This is a genomic window from Paenibacillus assamensis DSM 18201 (genome assembly GCF_000422445.1).
Classification (GTDB): Bacteria; Bacillota; Bacilli; order Paenibacillales; family Paenibacillaceae; genus Paenibacillus_B; species Paenibacillus_B assamensis.
This window is the reverse complement of sequence record NZ_AULU01000023.1, coordinates 32,545-50,697: the sequence shown is the minus strand read 5'-3', so window position 1 is coordinate 50,697 and position 18,153 is coordinate 32,545. Positions and strand designations below refer to the sequence as shown.

17 protein-coding genes are annotated in these 18,153 nt (G+C 45.3%); all 17 read left to right on the top strand.

Annotated features, from left to right (window positions below; all coding sequences use genetic code 11):
- The first annotated feature begins 134 nt into the window (after positions 1-134).
- The 17 genes from rnmV (at position 135) to H580_RS0113085 (ending at position 18,046) form a co-directional block, all read left to right on the top strand.
- Positions 135-707, top strand: a complete 573-nt coding sequence (gene rnmV / locus H580_RS0113170) for a ribonuclease M5 (RefSeq protein ID WP_028595213.1) — start codon at positions 135-137, stop codon at positions 705-707.
- Between the two features lie 49 nt (positions 708-756).
- Positions 757-1,650 (top strand): 16S rRNA (adenine(1518)-N(6)/adenine(1519)-N(6))-dimethyltransferase RsmA, encoded by an 894-nt coding sequence (gene rsmA, locus H580_RS0113165; protein ID WP_028595212.1) that lies wholly within the window; start codon positions 757-759, stop codon positions 1,648-1,650.
- A gap of 121 nt (positions 1,651-1,771) precedes the next feature.
- Positions 1,772-2,665, top strand: a complete 894-nt coding sequence (yabG, locus tag H580_RS0113155) for a sporulation peptidase YabG (RefSeq protein WP_028595211.1) — start codon at positions 1,772-1,774, stop codon at positions 2,663-2,665.
- 154 nt (positions 2,666-2,819) lie between these two features.
- Positions 2,820-3,095 (top strand): biofilm formation stimulator Veg, encoded by a 276-nt coding sequence (gene veg, locus H580_RS0113150; RefSeq protein ID WP_028595210.1) that lies wholly within the window; start codon positions 2,820-2,822, stop codon positions 3,093-3,095.
- Between the two features lie 192 nt (positions 3,096-3,287).
- Positions 3,288-3,467, top strand: coding sequence for a small, acid-soluble spore protein, alpha/beta type (locus H580_RS0113145; protein WP_028595209.1), 180 nt, complete (start codon positions 3,288-3,290; stop codon positions 3,465-3,467).
- A gap of 235 nt (positions 3,468-3,702) precedes the next feature.
- Positions 3,703-4,557 (top strand): 4-(cytidine 5'-diphospho)-2-C-methyl-D-erythritol kinase, encoded by an 855-nt coding sequence (gene ispE / locus H580_RS0113140; protein ID WP_028595208.1) that lies wholly within the window; start codon positions 3,703-3,705, stop codon positions 4,555-4,557.
- A 125-nt stretch (positions 4,558-4,682) separates the two neighbouring features.
- Entirely contained in the window at positions 4,683-5,537 is an 855-nt protein-coding gene (gene purR, locus H580_RS0113135; RefSeq protein WP_028595207.1) for a pur operon repressor, read from the top strand.
- A 25-nt stretch (positions 5,538-5,562) separates the two neighbouring features.
- Positions 5,563-5,946, top strand: coding sequence for a RidA family protein (locus H580_RS0113130; protein WP_028595206.1), 384 nt, complete (start codon positions 5,563-5,565; stop codon positions 5,944-5,946).
- 138 nt (positions 5,947-6,084) lie between these two features.
- The gene (gene spoVG, locus H580_RS0113125) at positions 6,085-6,369 is read left to right on the top strand and encodes a septation regulator SpoVG (RefSeq protein WP_028595205.1); all 285 of its coding nucleotides are present in this window, start codon (positions 6,085-6,087) and stop codon (positions 6,367-6,369) included.
- Between the two features lie 115 nt (positions 6,370-6,484).
- Positions 6,485-7,882 (top strand): bifunctional UDP-N-acetylglucosamine diphosphorylase/glucosamine-1-phosphate N-acetyltransferase GlmU, encoded by a 1,398-nt coding sequence (glmU, locus tag H580_RS0113120; RefSeq protein WP_028595204.1) that lies wholly within the window; start codon positions 6,485-6,487, stop codon positions 7,880-7,882.
- 68 nt (positions 7,883-7,950) lie between these two features.
- Positions 7,951-8,904 carry a ribose-phosphate diphosphokinase gene (locus tag H580_RS0113115; RefSeq protein ID WP_028595203.1) on the top strand — a complete coding sequence of 318 codons (954 nt, stop codon included), beginning with the start codon at positions 7,951-7,953 and terminating at the stop codon, positions 8,902-8,904.
- A gap of 140 nt (positions 8,905-9,044) precedes the next feature.
- Positions 9,045-9,605: an aminoacyl-tRNA hydrolase gene (gene pth, locus H580_RS0113110; RefSeq protein WP_028595202.1), complete on the top strand. Its 561-nt coding sequence runs from the start codon at positions 9,045-9,047 to the stop codon at positions 9,603-9,605.
- Between the two features lie 64 nt (positions 9,606-9,669).
- Positions 9,670-9,900: an anti-sigma-F factor Fin gene (locus tag H580_RS0113105; RefSeq protein WP_028595201.1), complete on the top strand. Its 231-nt coding sequence runs from the start codon at positions 9,670-9,672 to the stop codon at positions 9,898-9,900.
- 275 nt (positions 9,901-10,175) lie between these two features.
- The gene (gene mfd / locus H580_RS0113100; RefSeq protein ID WP_028595200.1) at positions 10,176-13,703 is read left to right on the top strand and encodes a transcription-repair coupling factor; all 3,528 of its coding nucleotides are present in this window, start codon (positions 10,176-10,178) and stop codon (positions 13,701-13,703) included.
- Entirely contained in the window at positions 13,690-14,832 is a 1,143-nt protein-coding gene (locus H580_RS0113095) for a peptidylprolyl isomerase (RefSeq protein WP_028595199.1), read from the top strand. Before mfd ends, H580_RS0113095 begins: the two co-directional genes overlap by 14 nt.
- A gap of 597 nt (positions 14,833-15,429) precedes the next feature.
- Complete coding sequence (spoVT, locus tag H580_RS0113090; RefSeq protein WP_028595198.1) at positions 15,430-15,972, top strand: stage V sporulation protein T; 543 nt, start codon at positions 15,430-15,432, stop codon at positions 15,970-15,972.
- A gap of 418 nt (positions 15,973-16,390) precedes the next feature.
- Complete coding sequence (locus tag H580_RS0113085; protein ID WP_028595197.1) at positions 16,391-18,046, top strand: putative polysaccharide biosynthesis protein; 1,656 nt, start codon at positions 16,391-16,393, stop codon at positions 18,044-18,046.
- Positions 18,047-18,153 lie beyond the last annotated feature (107 nt).

The following is an 18,153-nucleotide window of genomic DNA, read 5'->3' as shown; positions in this document are numbered from 1 at the left end:
CACGTCGCTGAGAAAATGCAGCTGTTGATTTAACATATAGTAATTCACAACGGTTTATGTCATGCTAAGAAGAGGGGACTCCCTCTTCTTTTTTTGTGTGAATGGAGTTGACAAAGGAAAGGGGTACTATTTGCTTGATTCGGGAACTAATAGTAGTGGAAGGCAGAGATGATACCGTTGCCATTAAACGTGCCGTAGAGGCGGACACAATTGAGACCGGGGGCTCTGCACTTAATGAGATGACTTTCCGCAAAATTGCCCTTGCACAAGAGCGGCGAGGTGTCATTATTTTTACTGATCCTGATTTTGCAGGTGAACGGATTCGAAAGGCAATTGCGGCAAGAGTGCCTGGTTGCAAGCATGCCTTTATCACAAGAGACAAAGCAACAGCCAATGGAGATATTGGGGTGGAAAATGCCTCCCCTGAACATATAAGAGAAGCGTTGTCCCGTGTAAAAAGTGAAATGGGCACTTTTCATGGCACGGTGTTGTCATGGACCGATTTAATCGAAGCGGGATTAACTACACACCCTGGTTCTGCGGAGCGTCGTATGCGGCTGGGTGAGCTGCTCGGTATTGGCTATTGCAATGCAAAGCAGTTTCTAAAGCGTTGTACGGCATTCCAAATTAGCCGTGAAGAGTTCGAGGATGCTTTGACGCATTTATATCGAGAGATCGAGCAAGCCAAGCATAAAGAAGAACAATAGTAAGGATAGAATAGCAAGGATAGTACGAGAGGATGGCTGGGAATACAAGATGACGCGTTCAATGATGGATATTGCGACACCGTCGCGTACGAAAGAAATTATTAAGAAGCATGGATTTTCCTTTAAGAAAAGTTTGGGACAGAACTTCCTTATCGATATGAACATTATGCGCAGAATTGTTCAGGCTGCTGGCTTAGATGAAAAAACAGGGGCATTAGAGATTGGTCCTGGTATCGGAGCATTGACCGAGCAGCTAGCCCGTGAAGCAGGTAAGGTAACAGCTGTTGAGATTGATCAGCGACTCATTCCGATCTTGGCTGAAGTAATGGAGCCATATGCTAACGTGAGTGTTGTGAACAATGATGTCCTCAAGGTGGATTTATCAGCACTATTTGAAGAGCAGTTCTCTGGCATGGATAAGGTTAGTGTTGTAGCGAACTTGCCTTATTATGTGACGACACCTATTATGATGAAACTGTTAGAGGAGCGCTTGCCTCTTAAAAATATCGTCGTAATGATCCAGAAAGAAGTGGCTGAACGTATGGCGGCAGCTCCTGGCAGCAAGGATTACGGAAGCTTAACGGTGGCTGTACAATATTATAGTGAGCCGGAAATTGTGTGTACGGTGCCTCATACCGTATTCATTCCACAGCCGAACGTAGAATCAGCTGTTATTCGCTTAAAAGTTCGTGAGAATCCACCTGTACAAGTAAATGACGAGCGCTTGTTCTTTGACGTAGTACAAGCTAGCTTCGCACAGCGCCGTAAAACCTTGTGGAACAACCTTAAAGCTCGTTATGGTGCTGAGGCAGGCGTAGAAGGGCTTCAGGGAGCTCTTGAGACGGTAGATATTAATCCGCAGCGTAGAGGAGAGACATTGTCTCTTGAAGAGTTTGCGCGTCTTAGCGATGCCATTGGAGCTTTACTAAAGCAACCTGAATAGCCATTAACGGAGAGCGCACAATGGATGAGCAGTATTTGCTTCTATCCATTGTGCGTTTTTGGTATGTTCATGAACCAAATCAAGCCCTTGCCCATACCATAGTCAAAGAGGTGATGAACCTATGAAGGTAGGAGACTTGGTCGTGCGCAAGTCCTACGGCGGAGATATTACATTTCGTGTAGAGCACGTTATGAACGAGATGACGGTCCTTAAAGGAACAGACTATCGATTAATGGCCGACTCTCCGTTGAACGACCTCCTTACCGTGTCAGATACGACACTAAGGCGTCGCACAAGACAAGCGCAGATTAAGATGTTACAGTCGGTTGAATCGATACAACAGCATCGCAAGCGCCAAACAGAACGTCGCAAGAATGATTTTCAATCTTCAGAAACAACGAGCAAGTCCTCCTATTTTGAGATGCCGGGTAAAATTCTTCATTTGGATGGAGATGCTTCTTATTTACGTAAAAGTATGGCTGTATATCAGCAGCTACGTGTACCGGCTGAGGGGCATTATGTACCGGAGTCGAAAATGGCTGATACGGTGGCGCAACTGCTTCCTCGTGTAAAACCAGACATCATTGTCATTACCGGACATGACGGGGTATTGAAGGGTCTGAAGCATCGTGATCTGTACAGCTTACAAAGCTATAAAAATTCTCAGCATTTTGTGAATGCTGTAAGAACGGCTCGACAATATGAGAAGCATTACGATTTGCTGAACGTTGTCGCGGGGGCGTGTCAGTCTCATTTTGAAGCCTTACTGCAAGTCGGGGCTAACTTCGCCAGTTCGCCTGGTCGTATTATGATACATGCGCTCGATCCCGTTTATGTCGCTGCTAAGGCAGCCTATACTTCTGTGAAAGATACCGTACAGATGGCTGATATTACGCCGCATATGATTACAGGCATGGAAGGGTTGGGTGGAGTAGAGACCAGAGGCAGTTACCGAGTAGGGATGCCAAAGTGGAAGGACCTCTCCAGTTTGCAAGTTACCCCATCCATGGTGTGAGTTCGAATAGAACAGGCTTGGAACGGGTAAGCTACAAAATTGGATAAAAAAATTAATTGACATTAAAACGTAGTTGTTGCTATAATTATTTGTTTAATTTGACATTACCTCTTTTGTTCGTTATAATAGGACAAGAAAAGAGGTGGTAGTACCAATGGCGAAAAACGCGCTTTTGGAAATACGACGCAATCTGGAATCTCACGTCGGCCAGAAGATTTTGCTTCGAGCAAATGGTGGCCGTCGCAAGACGATTGAGCGTACAGGCGTATTGGAAGAGACCTACCATTCTGTTTTTATTGTTAAGCTGGATGAGGAACAGAATGCGTTCAAACGAGTATCCTACAGCTATGCAGATATATTGACGGAGTCGGTAGAGATTACCGTCTGCGCAGACAACGGCGAATTAAAGATCGAATTCATTCGCGGTTAGTATAACCCGTTTCAATTGCAGCCCTTTGGGCTGCTTTTTTTCTTATACGGAGCGGTTTGCTGCTCAGCCCTTAGCCCCTAGCTTTACGATTCATACATAATGGCCGCATTGACGCGCAAACTAATGCAGGAGAGAATCCTTCTCTAATTGACATAAGGTCTTATTACTTTTTTATCTTGAGGGGGTATTTCCATGAGTCGTCGTAGGCGCAGTACCATGTCGGAGGAATTGAAAATTGAATTAGCGAAGGAGCTAGGCTTTTATGATACGGTGCAAAAGGAAGGTTGGGGAGGAATACGCGCTAAGGATGCGGGCAATATGATCAAGCGAGCTATTCAAATGGCGGAAGAAGCAGCTGCACGTAAAGGGTAATTCGATGTAAAGGGTTCAGTAGTACAGTCCTCATGTATTTTCATCACTACTGAGTAGTATTGCCATGGAACAAGGTGACAAGAAGGTAGAAGCGAGCCATGTCTCTTTGAAAAAAAGAGCGGGTTCGCTTTCGTTATATGGTAGCTCGTTGTGCAGGCTGTTCTCGAATGACTTGATTCGGAGAGTCTGTTATAATAACGAAAGCGATCCGTAGGATAAAGAAGGGTGAAGGCCGGTGAAAATATACGAGAAAGCGCCAGCTAAGATTAACTTGATGCTGGACGTATTGCATAAGCGGGAAGATGGTTTCCATGAGGTCGAAATGGTCATGACAATGGTCGATTTGGCAGATCGATTGGAAATGGAGGAACTTCCGCGAGACACCATTATCATATCCAGCCAAGCAGGCTACATACCTCTTGATGAGAAGAATTTGGCTTTCCAAGCTGCTAAACTCATCAAGGAACGCTATGACGTCCGTAAGGGTGTATACATTCACTTAGACAAGCATATCCCTGTTGCAGCTGGACTTGCTGGAGGCAGTAGTGATGCAGCAGCAGCACTGCGAGGATTAAATCGATTGTGGCAGCTGAATATTCCGCAAGAAGAGCTGTTGAAGCTAGGGGCTGAGCTTGGCTCGGATGTACCATTCTGTGTCACAGGTGGGACAGCCATTGCGAGTGGACGCGGTGAACAGTTGGAGCGAATTATCAATCCCCCACAATGCTGGGTCATTCTAGCTAAGCCGCCTATTAACGTATCTACGGCAGATGTGTACGGGAACTTCAAGGTAGAGCGGATTGGCAAGCATCCAAGCCTGGCAAATATGGTACAAGCGATTGAACAGCAATCTTTTGCAGATATATGTGCGCATTTAGGCAACGTATTGGAAGATGTCACATTACCGATGCACCCTGAAGTGCTTCAGCTCAAAGAGGCGATGATTCGACTTGGTGCGGATGGTGTGCTTATGTCGGGAAGCGGGCCTACTGTATTTGGACTTGTATCAAAAGAATCAAAGGTTGCAAGAATTTATAATGGCCTGCGTGGTTTCTGCAAAGAAGTGTATGCAGTGCGCATGCTTACTTAGGATAGATGTTGGGTCATTTGAATATGTAAATAAATGAAAACAACAATGCGGTTTTCCTTGAATAATAACGAACATTAATGTATTATACCGAATATAATATTCGGTTTTTAGCGAGGAAGAACGTGATGAAAAAATTAAAAAGAAGTGCCCGTCTCGTGGAAATGACACAATATTTAATGTCCAAACCACATACGCTTATTCCGTTAACTACGTTTGCAGAGCGTTATGGGGCAGCTAAGTCCTCTATAAGTGAAGACTTGGGGATTATTAAAGAAGTGTGCGAAAGTGAAGGTACGGGTGAGCTGCTTACCTTAGCGGGGGCAGCTGGTGGAGTAAAGTTTATCCCGAAGTGCTCTAAAGAAAGGGCACTAGAACTTATCGAAGGGCTTTGCAATGAATTGCAGCAGCCTGATCGTATGCTACCAGGTGGATACTATTACTTAACTGATATACTTGGTCAGCCTGGTCTAATGAATGAAATTGGACGGATGTTTGCCTCCGTATTTGCAAATCATGAGATTGATTGTGTGATGACAGTGGAGACAAAGGGGATTCCGATTGCGTATGCAACAGCTGCCCATCTCAATTTACCTGTTGTGCTTGTCAGAAGGGATCATGTTGTAACGGAAGGTTCTGCTGTCAGCATTAATTATGTATCTGGCTCGCAGAAGAGCATTCATACGATGACGTTGGCTCGTCGTGCGCTTAAGGAGCGCTCACGTGTATTAGTTGTCGATGACTTTATGCGTGCAGGTGGAACGATAAACGGTATGATCGATCTGCTTAAGGAGTTCAATGCGACCGTAGCAGGTGTAGGCGTACTTGTAGAGTCTAAGGACGTGACAAGCGATGAACGCCTGCTGCATGATTATGTATCGCTGATGCGTGTTGGAACGATTGATACAAGAACACGCCAGATGTCGGTGAAGCCTGGTAACTTGTTTGACAAAAATATGGAGTTTGGTACGGAAGAAGCTTAATTCATCCAAAGGAGAGTGTTTTCAGATGTCTCAACGGATTCATACAGTAGCAACATCGGATGCCCCGCAAGCAATAGGTCCCTATTCGCAAGCGGTTACTTACGGTGACCTTGTTCTTACTTCAGGTCAAATTGCACTGCGTCCAGACGATTCTCTCGTAGAGGGTGGCATTGAAGATCAAACTCATCAAGTATTTCAGAATTTGCAGGCTGTTCTACAGGAGGCAGGTTCTTCGTTCGATCGGGTATTAAAGGCGACCGTATTTTTGAAAGATATGAATCAATTTGCACAAGTGAATGCAATCTATGAAACCTATTTCGGTTCGCATAAGCCATCACGTTCAACGGTTGAGGTAGCAAGGCTGCCTAAAGATGTACTTGTCGAAATCGAATTGATTGCTTCGAAGTAAATCGAACTCTGTCGAAATAATTAAAATCGGAACAAAAGTTCAAACAAAAGTTAATTTCTTGGCAAAATAAAGAAGGATTTTGTATGCGCGTGTGGAATAATACACCAAGTCTTGTATGGAAAAAGGTGGTGAACACACGTGCAAATTACTGATGTTAGACTCCGCCGCGTCAACACTGAGGGGAGAATGAAAGCAATCGCTTCGATTACGATCGATAACGAGTTTGTAGTTCATGACATTCGTGTTATCGACGGCAACAACGGAATGTTTGTGGCAATGCCTAGCAAACGAACGCCAGATGGCGAATTCCGCGACATTGCCCATCCTATATCTTCAGGAACTCGCGAAAAGATTCAAGCTGCGGTACTGGCTGAATATGAGCGTGCTGCAACAGAAGAGGAAGTTATTGAAGAGGGCGCTTAATCAAGGGAATATTTGGGGTTACAAAGAAAGAGGGCCAATCATGGGGCTCTCTTTTCTTTTTTGCTATAATAGGATATATTCTAGTATGGAGTACAGGAGCAGGAGGTCGGACACTTTGAAAAGAATGGCCATTGTGCTAGCCGCAGGACAAGGCAAGCGAATGAAGTCTAAATTGTATAAAGTTCTGCATCCGGTATGTGGAATGCCGATGGTGGGTCATGTGATGACAGCTATTGAGCAAGTACAGTGTGAACGTAAGGTTGTCGTTGTCGGACACGGTGCAGAAGCCGTTCAAGGCTACGTAGGGGATCGGGCAGAATTCGTTCTTCAAGCCGAACAGCTTGGTACGGGTCACGCGGTCAAGCAAGCAAAGGCTCTTCTTGATGGAGAGCAAGGTACGACAATTGTGATCTGTGGTGATACACCGCTTGTAACATCTGATACACTAGAGATGTTGATGAAGCTGCATCAAGAATCAGGCGCTTCGGCAACGATTTTGACGGCTGAACTGGATAATCCGCAAGGATATGGGCGTATTATTCGCGCAGAAGATGGTTCGGTCATGAAAATTGTTGAGCAGAAAGATGCGACAGAGCAAGAACAACTCGTTAACGAAATCAATACAGGTACGTATTGCTTCGATAATGCTAAGCTGTTTGCCGCGCTTGAACAGGTGACGAATACGAATGCGCAGCAAGAGTACTATTTAACAGACGTCATCGGCATCATGAAGGCGCAAGGCGATATCGTGCGTGCATACTGCACGGCAGATGCTGCTGAGTCTATTGGAGTAAATGATCGTCTGGCTCTGTCTGAAGCAGAACGCCTCATGAAAGAGCGCATCAACAAGCAGCATATGTTGAATGGCGTAACGATTATCGATCCAACTCAGACATATATCGAGTCTACGGTAAGCATTGGAGCAGATACGGTTCTGTATCCTGGAACGATGCTTAAAGGCAACACCGTGATTGGTATGGAATCCACGATCGGTCCTAATGTCGAGATTGCAGATTCTACAATTGGTGATCGAGTGTGCGTGAAACAATCTGTGCTTGCAGAGGCTGAAGTTGGGCATGATAGCTCGATTGGCCCATTTGCTTACTTGCGTCCAGGTTCACGTATCGGACAAGACGTCAAAATTGGTGATTTCGTAGAAATCAAAAATGCATCAGTAGATGACCATTCCAAAGTATCGCATCTTAGTTATATTGGCGATGCTAAGGTGGGTAAAAATGTAAACATTGGCTGTGGTGCAATAACCGTAAACTATGACGGATATAATAAATCCGTTACTGAGATTGGTGATGATGCTTTCGTAGGCAGCAATGTCAATCTGATTGCTCCAGTAACAGTCGGTAATGGTGCTTACGTCGTTGCGGGATCTACAATTACGCAAAATGTAGAAGACAATGATTTGGCTATCGCCCGTGAAAGACAAGTAAATAAACCAGGTTATGCGGAGAAGCTTCGTTCTCGCGCAAAAGCAAAGAAAGCAAGATTAGATTCTTAACTAGCTATAAGTAATAAGTAATATTAAAATAAATTGAATTTAAACCATCCGGAGGGTAAACAACGATTATGACGTATTGTGATTCCAAGCTGAAACTTTTCACTTGTAACTCGAATCCTAAGCTAGCACAACAAATTGCCGATTATATTGGTATTCCGCTAGGAGATGCGATTACAAAGAGCTTTAGTGATGGTGAAATCCAAACGAATTTGCATGAAAGTGTGCGCGGTTGCGACGTATATGTCGTTCAATCAACATGTGCACCTGTGAACGATAACTTAATGGAACTTCTCGTCATGGTTGACGCGTTGAAGCGTGCTTCTGCAAAGAGCATCAACGTCGTTATTCCTTACTATGGCTATGCTCGCCAAGACCGCAAAGCACGTTCCCGTGATCCTATCACAGCGAAATTGGTTGCGAACTTGATTGAGACAGCAGGAGCTCATCGCGTCATTACGATGGATTTGCATGCTACACAGATTCAAGGATTCTTCGATATTCCAGTTGACCATTTGCTTGGTGTACCAATCTTGGCACAATACTTCCGCTCCAAACAAATGGAGAACGTTGTGGTTGTTTCTCCTGACCATGGTGGTGTTGTTCGTGCACGTAAATTGGCAGACTTCTTGAATGCTCCGCTTGCGATTATCGACAAGCGTCGTCCAGAGCCGAATGTGAGCGAAGTTATGAATATTATCGGTGATATTAAAGGCAAAACAGCTATCATCATTGACGATATTATTGATACAGCAGGTACAATTGTACTTGGTGCAAATGCGCTCGTTGAAGCTGGTGTTAAAGAAGTTTATGCTGCTTGTACGCACCCTGTACTATCAGGTCCTGCGATGCAGCGCATTGAAGACTCTCCATTTAAGGAAGTCGTTGTAACGGATACAATTCCGGTTACCCATCCGAACCCATCAAGTAAAATTCGCACGTTGTCTGTAGCTCCGCTTATGGGTGAAGCTATCATTCGTGTTCATGAAGAAATTTCGATCAGTAAATTGTTCGAAATTGAGTAATACCGTATAGGGATTAGTCCCATAGCATAAGGGTTACATCAACCGGTTCATCACCGGTAGATGTAACCCTTGTCAGCATTCTCCTATAGCAATCCTTTTAAGATTTAGGGAATGCAAGATGCTTAGAAAGGTGAGAGAGCATGAAATGGATTGTTGGACTCGGAAACCCGGGTACAAAATATGCTAACACGCGTCATAATATTGGATTTATGGCAGTTGATGAGTTGGCAAGAAGATTCAATATTGAAGTAAAAGAAACCAAGTTTAAGGCTTTAATCGGAGAAGGACGTGTAGGTACGGAAAAGGTTGTGTTAATCAAGCCAATGACGTATATGAACTTGTCGGGCGAGACGATCCGTGCTTATATGGACTTTTACAAAGCTAGTCTTGATGATTTTATTGTCTTGTATGATGATATGGATACAGAGCTTGGAAAAGTACGTCTCCGTTATCAAGGCAGCGCAGGTGGACATAATGGGATCAAGTCTATCATTGCACATACAGGCACGCAGTCCTTTAATCGAGTGCGTATGGGCATCTCCCGTCCAGTGCCTGGGCGTGACATTGCGGATTATGTACTGGAAGCGTTTCCGAAGGCAGACGCTTCGTTATTAGAGCAGACCGTTGAGCGTACTTGTGATGCGGTTGAATATGCATTAACCCATAATTTTGAGCAGACAATGGCAAAATACAACGGGTAATCGGCTAATGATGGCAACTGTCGGGCATAATAGACGGTATATTGCGTTCTGAGGAGGCATATACATGTCGGTGAATTATGTTTGCGAGCATTGCCACTCGCTGCTAGGTCGACTAGAAGCAGCGACAGCAGATGATGTGAGGCTTGGATTCCACCAGCTCACGGAGGAGGAGCACCGTCACTATGTTCAGCATCAAGAAGATGGCAACATAACGGTGCGAATGACATGTGATTTATGTCAGGAGGCTTATAGCAGGCATCCAGAATTAGCATTTTTAGCTTCACCCCTTCAATAGTGATGTGGATTCGCCTACTATCGTTAAGGTCGTTCTGCTAGCCTTGGCTACTTAGCCGAGGCTCTTTTGGTGCGAATGTCATAAGCATGTACCTATTGTTTATCCGTGCTACAGCAAGATAGGCTTTCATGAGACGGAGCACAACATGGTGGTTAGTCAATCGAATATGGCGATGATCATCGTATGCATATTCGTAATGATATAGGAGTGCGGTTCCCGACATAGGGAGCTTTACTCGTTATTTCTTGGTTGGTTACAGAAAGAGGTGCCTATCTTTGTTAAATGCACTCATGCAAGCATTATCTACTGAGAGCGATATGAATTCTATCGTATCTGGCGTTCGTGCAGGTATGAAAGAACAACTTGTGTCTGGATTATCTGGCTCTGCACGCCAAGTGATGATGGCATCAATGGCTGAGCAGCTAGATCGTCCAGTACTTGTGGTGACACATAATATGTTTTCCGCACAGAAAGTTACGGAAGATTTACAAGAATGTCTAACTCCAGACCAAGTCCTCTTATACCCCGCCAATGAATTGGTAGCGGCTGAAGCAGCCATTTCAAGCCCTGAAGTAATTGCCCAGAGAATTGAAGCAATGACACGCTTGGCGAAAGGCTTTCGGGGAATTGTTGTAACTCCTTATGCCGGGCTGCGCAGATATTTACCAGCTAAGGAAGTAATGGCGAAGGCAGAAATCACGATTGCTGTTGATCAAGAACAGCCGCTCGAATCATTGTTGTCATTTTTGGTGTCAGTCGGCTATGAGCGTACGGAACGCGTCGAATCCAAAGGTGAGATGAGTGTTCGTGGTGGAATACTGGATATTTATCCATACACATCGGAACTCCCTTATCGCTTGGAATGGTTTGATGATACGGTAGAGTCTATTCGTTCTTTTGATCCAACCGATCAGCGATCATTGGAGAAGTTGGACCGGTTACTTATTACGCCGAGCAAAGAGCTAATTGGAGAGCGCGGCCGGTTCGAACAGGCTGCTGATCGAGCAGCGCAGTTACTTGAAGAACAGCTGGCTAAGATGAGTGATCGTCATGTAAAAGACCGGCTCCGCCAAGAGATCCATCATGAGATTGATCAATTGCGCGAAGGCATGTATTTCAATGAAATGTACAAGTATGTAACCTTGATGTATCCAGAGGGCTATACCTTGTACGACTACATGCCCAAAGATACTTTGCTTATTATTGACGAACCTGCTCGTGTGTTGGAAACAGCTAAGCAACTAGAGCGGGATGAAGTGGAATGGAATACTCATTTGCTTCAGCATGGCAAGACGCTACCTGCGCTCGGTCTTGGTAAATCTTCTGACGATATAATGACGAAGCGACCATTCCAAACTATTTTCATTGCACTGTTCCTTCGCCAAGTACCTAATACACATCCACAAAATATCGTTAATGTGATGTGCCGTTCGATGCAGAACTTCCATGGGCAAATGAATGTGCTAAAAGCAGAGATGGAACGTTGGAAAAAGTCGAATGCCAATGTCATTATTTTAGCTAATGGAGATGAACGCGTAGATCGAGTGCGTCGAGTACTGGAAGACTATCAAATTCCTGAGCCGACGATTATGAAAGGCAACTTACAGAGTGGCTTTGAGCTTCCATCGATCCATTTGATCGTTATTACCGAAGCTGAAATGTTCTCCCAGAAGCAGCGTAAAACGGTGCGGAGATCGGATGCTAAAGTAGATAATGCGGAAAGAATTCGCAGTTACTCTGAATTGAAAGTGGGCGACTATGTCGTTCATCATAATCATGGAATCGGTAAGTATGTAGGTATAGGTACGCTTGAGATCAACGGTATCCATAAAGACTATTTGCATATTTTGTATGCGGGGGGCGACAAGCTATCCGTTCCTGTTGATCAGTTGCATCTAATTCAGCGTTATGTAAGCTCGGAAGAAAAGGAACCGAAGATCAACAAGCTTGGTGGTACGGAATGGACAAAAGTAAAAAATAAAGTTCGTTCTTCGGTTAAAGATATTGCAGATGACTTAATCAAATTGTATGCTTCCAGACAGTCTTCACCAGGCTATGCTTTTGAAAAAGATACATCTGAGCAGCAGCAGTTTGAGGATATGTTCCCCTATGACGAGACACGCGATCAGGTTCGCGCCATTGAGGAAATTAAAAAGGATATGGAACTGCCTCGACCAATGGATCGTCTACTTTGCGGCGATGTAGGATACGGCAAGACAGAGGTGGCCATTCGTGCTGCTTTCAAGTCAGCTATTGAAGGCAAACAAGTAGCCGTGCTCGTACCTACCACGATTTTGGCACAGCAGCACTACGAAACGTTCCGTGAGCGCTTTGCAGACTATCCGTTTAACATCCAGGTATTAAGCCGTTTCCGCTCTCGTAAGGAGCAGAACGAAACGATGAAGGGTGTTAAATCAGGTGTTGTTGATGTGATTATAGGTACGCATCGTTTGCTTTCTCAAGATGTTGTATTCAAGGACCTTGGTTTATTAATCGTAGATGAAGAGCAGCGCTTTGGTGTCACTCATAAAGAGAAGCTGAAGAAGCTGAAAATGAACGTGGATGTGCTGACGTTAACAGCTACACCAATTCCTAGGACACTGCATATGTCGATGCTCGGTGTTCGGGATTTGTCGGTTATTGAAACGCCGCCAGAAAATCGCTTCCCGGTGCAGACGTACGTGCTGGAACACAGTGATGCGCTTGTGAGAGAGGCGATTGAGCGTGAGCTAGCGCGCGGTGGACAGGTGTATTATTTGTATAACCGAGTACAAGGAATTACACAAATGGCGGACCATATTAAAATGCTAGTCCCGGAAGCGAAAGTAACGGTTGGACATGGGCAAATGTCTGAACAGGAGCTGGAGAAAGCGATTCTTGATTTCTTGGATGGCGAGCATGACGTATTGGTAAGCACGAGTATAATCGAAACTGGTGTGGATATACCTAACGTAAATACACTTATCGTGCATGATGCAGATAAAATGGGACTCTCGCAGCTGTATCAGCTGCGAGGCCGCGTTGGGCGCTCCAATCGGATTGCTTATGCGTACTTTACGTATCAGCGCGACAAAGTGCTAAATGAAGTAGCAGAGAAGCGTCTTCAAGCCATTAAAGAGTTTACCGAGCTAGGATCGGGCTTTAAGATAGCAATGCGCGATCTGTCTATTCGTGGTGCTGGTAACTTATTAGGTGCGGAGCAGCATGGGTTTATTGCTTCAGTCGGCTTTGATTTATACTCTCAAATGCTGAGCGATGAAGTGGCGAAGCGCAAAGCGGAGCTGGATGGCATCGTTATGGAGGAGCAGCAAGATTGGACGACGCTAATCGATCTGAATATTGATGCCTATTTGCCCGGGGATTATATTTATGATAGTATTCAAAAGATTGAAATATATAAAAAAGTTGCCGGCCTTACTTCGCTTGATGAAGTTGAGGGATTGCGTGATGAGTTGGTCGACCGCTTTGGTGAGCCGCCGCTTGCAGTGCTGCAATTGCTAGCTGTGTCGCGCTTGAAATGGTACGCGAAGCAGTATGGCTTTGAAGCGCTCTCCCAACGTGGAGATGATGTGCAGCTGAAGGTGCATCCTTTGGCAGAGGCGCGTCTTGACCGCAAAAAGCTGGCTACTGTGGCAACTAGTATCGACAGACGATTCGTCGTAGACCAAAATGTCAACGGTCCAATTAAGTTACAAGCTCGCGGCTACGATGGAATGCAACTCTTGATGAAGCTGGAGCAATTGATGCAAGAAGCAAAAGATGCAATAAAATCGAAGGGAGAACTCCAAAATGTCACAAAATAATGCTAAACGTTCCTGGAAAGGGATGTTGATGACACTAACGCTTGTATTCGCACTTGTCGTAACAGGCTGTGGAGCTGGTTCTGAAAACAACGCTGGAGAGACTAAAGAAGGCACAAAGACAGAAGCTAAGAAAGACACAAGCAAAGTGGTTGCTACGTATGAAGGCGGCCAACTTACAGAGAATGAGTTCAATAAAGAAATTGCAATCCGTTCTATTTTCGACCCGCAATCTGCACAATTGCTGCAAATTGAGCAATTCCGCGAGCATTTTGCAAAAGAAACGATCGCTTATAAATATCTAGCTGAGAAAGCAACAGATAAGGCGAAAGATGAAGGAAAGAAAAAAGCGAACGAGCAAATCGACGCAATTAAAAAACAGCTTGGCGATGAGCAGTTCAAAAAAATGCTTGAAGCTCAAAAAGTAACAGAAGCTGAAATGAGAGATTTCACAACCCGCATCTTGACGGTTGTAGCAGATATGAATCAAAAAGTAACTGACGAGCAGTTGAAAGCTGAGTTCGAAAAAGTTAAGAACGAAATGACGACAGCAAGTGTGCGTCACATCCTTGTACAATTCAAGCCTGAAGGTGGTAAAGAGCGTACAAAGGAAGAAGCATTGAAAATTGCTAAAGGATACGAGGCTCGCCTGAAGAAGGGTGAAGACTTCGCGAAGCTTGCTGGCGAAGTATCCGAAGATGGTGGTTCTAAGGCAAATGGTGGCTTGTATGCAGATGCACAAGTGGGCCAATGGGTACCTGCTTTTAAAGAAGCGGCATTGACGTTGAAAATTAACGAGATCTCTGCGCCAGTTGAGACAGAGTATGGCTATCATGTTATGCGTGTCGAAAAGCGTACAGAGAAACAGTTTGATAAGTTGACAGAGGAAGAAATGAACATGGTGCGTGCAACTGCTGCTACGCAATACATGGACAAGTTCATGAAAGATGAGTTGCCAAAACTTATCAAGAAAATGGAACTTCCTCCTGTGCCACAGCCAGAAACACCTAAAGCTGAGGAGCCTAAGACGGAGCAACCTAAAACAGAGCAGCCAGCTGATAATAAAGAAGCGGACAAGCCTGCTGCAGGTTCAGAAGCGGACAAGCCAGCTGAAGAGGCAGACAAAAAATAGTTCTATAGACCTATGTGTGAATAAATATTACTACATGGTTCTAAATAATCGACAGCCATCCTTTTGCCAAAGGATGGCTGTTTTCTTGTGTAACAAAAGGGAAAACATAAATATGTAACAAGATAGCACCTAAAAATTGTCTACTCATAATAGACGTAAATGCATTCCAGGTAAACACTCTATTGATTGAAATTGGTAACATTGTTGATTTATCGGTATAAAACTTACGTTATTTATGCAAGAATGTAAAAAAATCGTCCTCCAAAGGTGGACATTTTTGGGATAATCGAGTAAGATGTCAAAGGTGGATTTTTGAAAGGGATACTTGACCAATTTTCTGGTTTTTTCATAAATGATAGATCAATATGTGAAAACTTTTTGAAAACAGCAATGTTTTTTGTCGCACAGTGTCGAAAAATGTGATTTTATTTGTAACCTGGATCAGTTTCCCTACGTATTATGAAGTATGTATAAGAACATGGAGGCAGTTGAATACTATGGTCAGTTTAACAGTCCATATCGTTATCGCCTCTGATTACCAATAATACTTAAGCAAGTCCTAACCACACACAATTGTGAAAGCGAGGCATATATGTCATGAAAGCTACTGGTATTGTTCGTCGTATTGATGATCTTGGACGTGTCGTTATCCCTAAGGAAATTCGTCGCACGTTGCGCATCCGCGAGGGAGATCCGCTTGAGATCTTCGTTGACCGTGATGGAGAAGTAATCTTGAAGAAATATTCTCCAATTGGTGAGTTGGGCGACTTCGCTAAGGAGTACGCAGAATCTCTTTATGAGAGCACAAACCATATTACACTTATTTCTGACCGTGACACTGTAATTACAGTAGCTGGCGGATCCAAGAAAGAATTTTTGGACAAGCAAATCGGCATGTTGTTGGAAAACTGCATGGAAAACCGCAAGACTGTTACAGAAACAAATGCAGGTACTTATGAAATCGTAAAAGATAGCAGTGAGACATTGTCTTCCTATGTTATCGCTCCAATTATCTCTGGTGGAGACCCAATTGGTACAGTTGTATTGATGAACAAAGATGAGTCCGTGAAAATGGGACTTTTGGAACAAAAAATGGCTGAGACAGCTGCTGCTTTCTTGGGCAAGCAAATGGAACAATAAGATTCCATTAATGAAACAGTCAGAAGAACACTCCCATTTTAAATGATGAGTGGTTCTACCTATACTTAAGCAAATTAGACTCCTTGTCGTAAGCGAGCGCGAAGGCGCAAACGTTCATGCGGCGGGAGTTTTTTTGCATGTTACAGCACAAATCTATACAGGTGATTGAAATAGTTGACATGTTATCAGCTTGCAAAGGGCGGTAATATAGGATTTGTAGAGGTATTTACATATGTGTACGTATAAAGCAGTCTGCACTGACACATGTTGAAGATATAAGAACACTCACAGGAGTGCTGTAAAGCTCGATATAACTGACAGTTTATCTCTTGAAGAGCGTTGTTGGTGGACGTGGGCAGTGTAAATGCTTATAATACTTCACGAAATGATTCGAACTTTATTAAAGGCGTGATTGGTCGTGAAGAAACAACATACGGCCCATACAGGGGTTGTTGTACAGGGAGCCTTATTGCTGGGCTTGGCTACCGTAACCTCCAAACTGCTTGGAACTTTGCAGAAAATACCACTGCAAAATATTGCGGGCGATGGTGTGTTTGGCATTTATAACACGGTATACCCGTTCTATATTTTATTAACGGTCATTGCAACAGCAGGCATTCCTATAGCAGTAGCTAGGTTAGTTGCAGATGCGGAAGCTGCTCACGATCGGACAGGCACGTATCAAATAGCTGCTGCGGGCCTCACCATGATGTCTATAACTGGTGTCGTCGGTTTTGTGGCTATGTATATGGGAGCAGGAAATATTGCCGGTTGGATTGGCAATATGCATACGGAGGCAGCGATTCGTGCATCGTCATATGCGATGCTGATACTGCCGATATTAGCGGTTCTGCGCGGCTATGATCAAGGTCGGGGCCGCATGGCAACCACAGCTGTATCGCAGGTTGTGGAGCAGACGGCTCGTGTCATCGTAATGATTGTGCTGCTGCTTGTCTTATATGTTTATGAGTCGACCGAAGCAGAATTAGCTGCAGGTGCTGCATTTGGTTCATTTGCTGGTGCCTTATTTGCCTTTATGGTGCTCGTTATTACTATGGTACGGAGGAGATGGAAATCCGTACAGCATATGCGAGCTACAGGTACGATTCAGGCACCTACGATAAGGAATTCGATATCGGATATGTCTGGTGTTTGGCTGTGGATGAGGCGCCTCGCATGGACGGCACTGCCTATTTGCCTTGGCGCTGTCGTAGTGCCCATGATGAATGTTGTAGATACGTTCACGCTTCCACGTTTGCTTAATGAAAGCGGAGCAAGTGAGCTGGAGGCGATGGAGCAATTTGGTGTATATAGCCGGGCATTTCCGTTGGTTCAGCTCGTGACGATGGTTGCTAGCTCGCTGGCGGTGGGGCTTGTGCCAGCGCTAGTTCTAGCTCAGCGGAGTGGTGACGCTAAGCAGGTGCAAAGCTTGACGGCGGCCGCGATGAAGTGGACGTGGCTGCTTGCCGCTGCTTCTGCGGTCGGATTGATCGCCTTAGCGGCGCATGTAAACGCCGCTTTGTATATGGAGGACAAGGGCACGCTTGTATTCGTGCTGGTGGCCTGTACAGCGCTGCCAGGCGCCCTGCAAGCGGTATGTGCCGCGATGCTGCAGGGTGTCGGCGCTGTTGCTGCACCAGCGCTGCATCTGCTGGTAGCGGCGCTGGTGAAGGTGAGCCTGAACGTTTGGCTTGTGCCGACGTTTGGCTTGGAAGGCGCGGCATTGTCCGCGCTGGCATCGCTTAGCCTTGCAGCGCTGCTAGGAGCACGCTCGCTTGCGCGTGCAGGCGGCGCAGGCCCTAGCGTATGGGCCTGGGGCTCAGCTCGCTTAGCGCTGGCGCTAGCCGCTATGGGCGGCGCAGTGTGGCTAACGGCCACTGCGGTTGCCCACCTTTGCGGCGGTGGCCGTGGCGGTGCCAGCGCGGCTACTGCCATAGGCGTCCTGCTCGGCGCGCTGTTGTTCGGCGCGCTTGCAGTGACGCTGCGGCTTGTGCGGCCGGCTGAGCTTGCCGCACTGCCGAAAGTAGGCCGGCGTCTAGCTGCGCTGGCCACGCGCTTAACGCGCGATAACTAGGCTGCACAGCGCGGTAATGCTTTTGCGCAAAAGCATGTGCACAGCAAAACTTTCAGCGTATGTATACCTGAGCTCTCGCGGCTTGCCTCTACAAGTCGCGAGAGCTA

What these genes read in the sequence shown, in the direction of transcription:
- rsmA (WP_028595212.1), top strand. Translation starts at nt 757, where the DNA reads ATGACGCGTTCAATGATGGATATTGCGACACCGTCGCGTACGAAAGAA.
- yabG (WP_028595211.1), top strand. Translation starts at nt 1,772, where the DNA reads ATGAAGGTAGGAGACTTGGTCGTGCGCAAGTCCTACGGCGGAGATATT.
- veg (WP_028595210.1), top strand. Translation starts at nt 2,820, where the DNA reads ATGGCGAAAAACGCGCTTTTGGAAATACGACGCAATCTGGAATCTCAC.
- H580_RS0113145 (WP_028595209.1), top strand. Translation starts at nt 3,288, where the DNA reads ATGAGTCGTCGTAGGCGCAGTACCATGTCGGAGGAATTGAAAATTGAA.
- purR (WP_028595207.1), top strand. Translation starts at nt 4,683, where the DNA reads ATGAAAAAATTAAAAAGAAGTGCCCGTCTCGTGGAAATGACACAATAT.
- H580_RS0113130 (WP_028595206.1), top strand. Translation starts at nt 5,563, where the DNA reads ATGTCTCAACGGATTCATACAGTAGCAACATCGGATGCCCCGCAAGCA.
- H580_RS0113115 (WP_028595203.1), top strand. Translation starts at nt 7,951, where the DNA reads ATGACGTATTGTGATTCCAAGCTGAAACTTTTCACTTGTAACTCGAAT.
- pth (WP_028595202.1), top strand. Translation starts at nt 9,045, where the DNA reads ATGAAATGGATTGTTGGACTCGGAAACCCGGGTACAAAATATGCTAAC.
- H580_RS0113105 (WP_028595201.1), top strand. Translation starts at nt 9,670, where the DNA reads ATGTCGGTGAATTATGTTTGCGAGCATTGCCACTCGCTGCTAGGTCGA.
- H580_RS0113095 (WP_028595199.1), top strand. Translation starts at nt 13,690, where the DNA reads ATGTCACAAAATAATGCTAAACGTTCCTGGAAAGGGATGTTGATGACA.
- spoVT (WP_028595198.1), top strand. Translation starts at nt 15,430, where the DNA reads ATGAAAGCTACTGGTATTGTTCGTCGTATTGATGATCTTGGACGTGTC.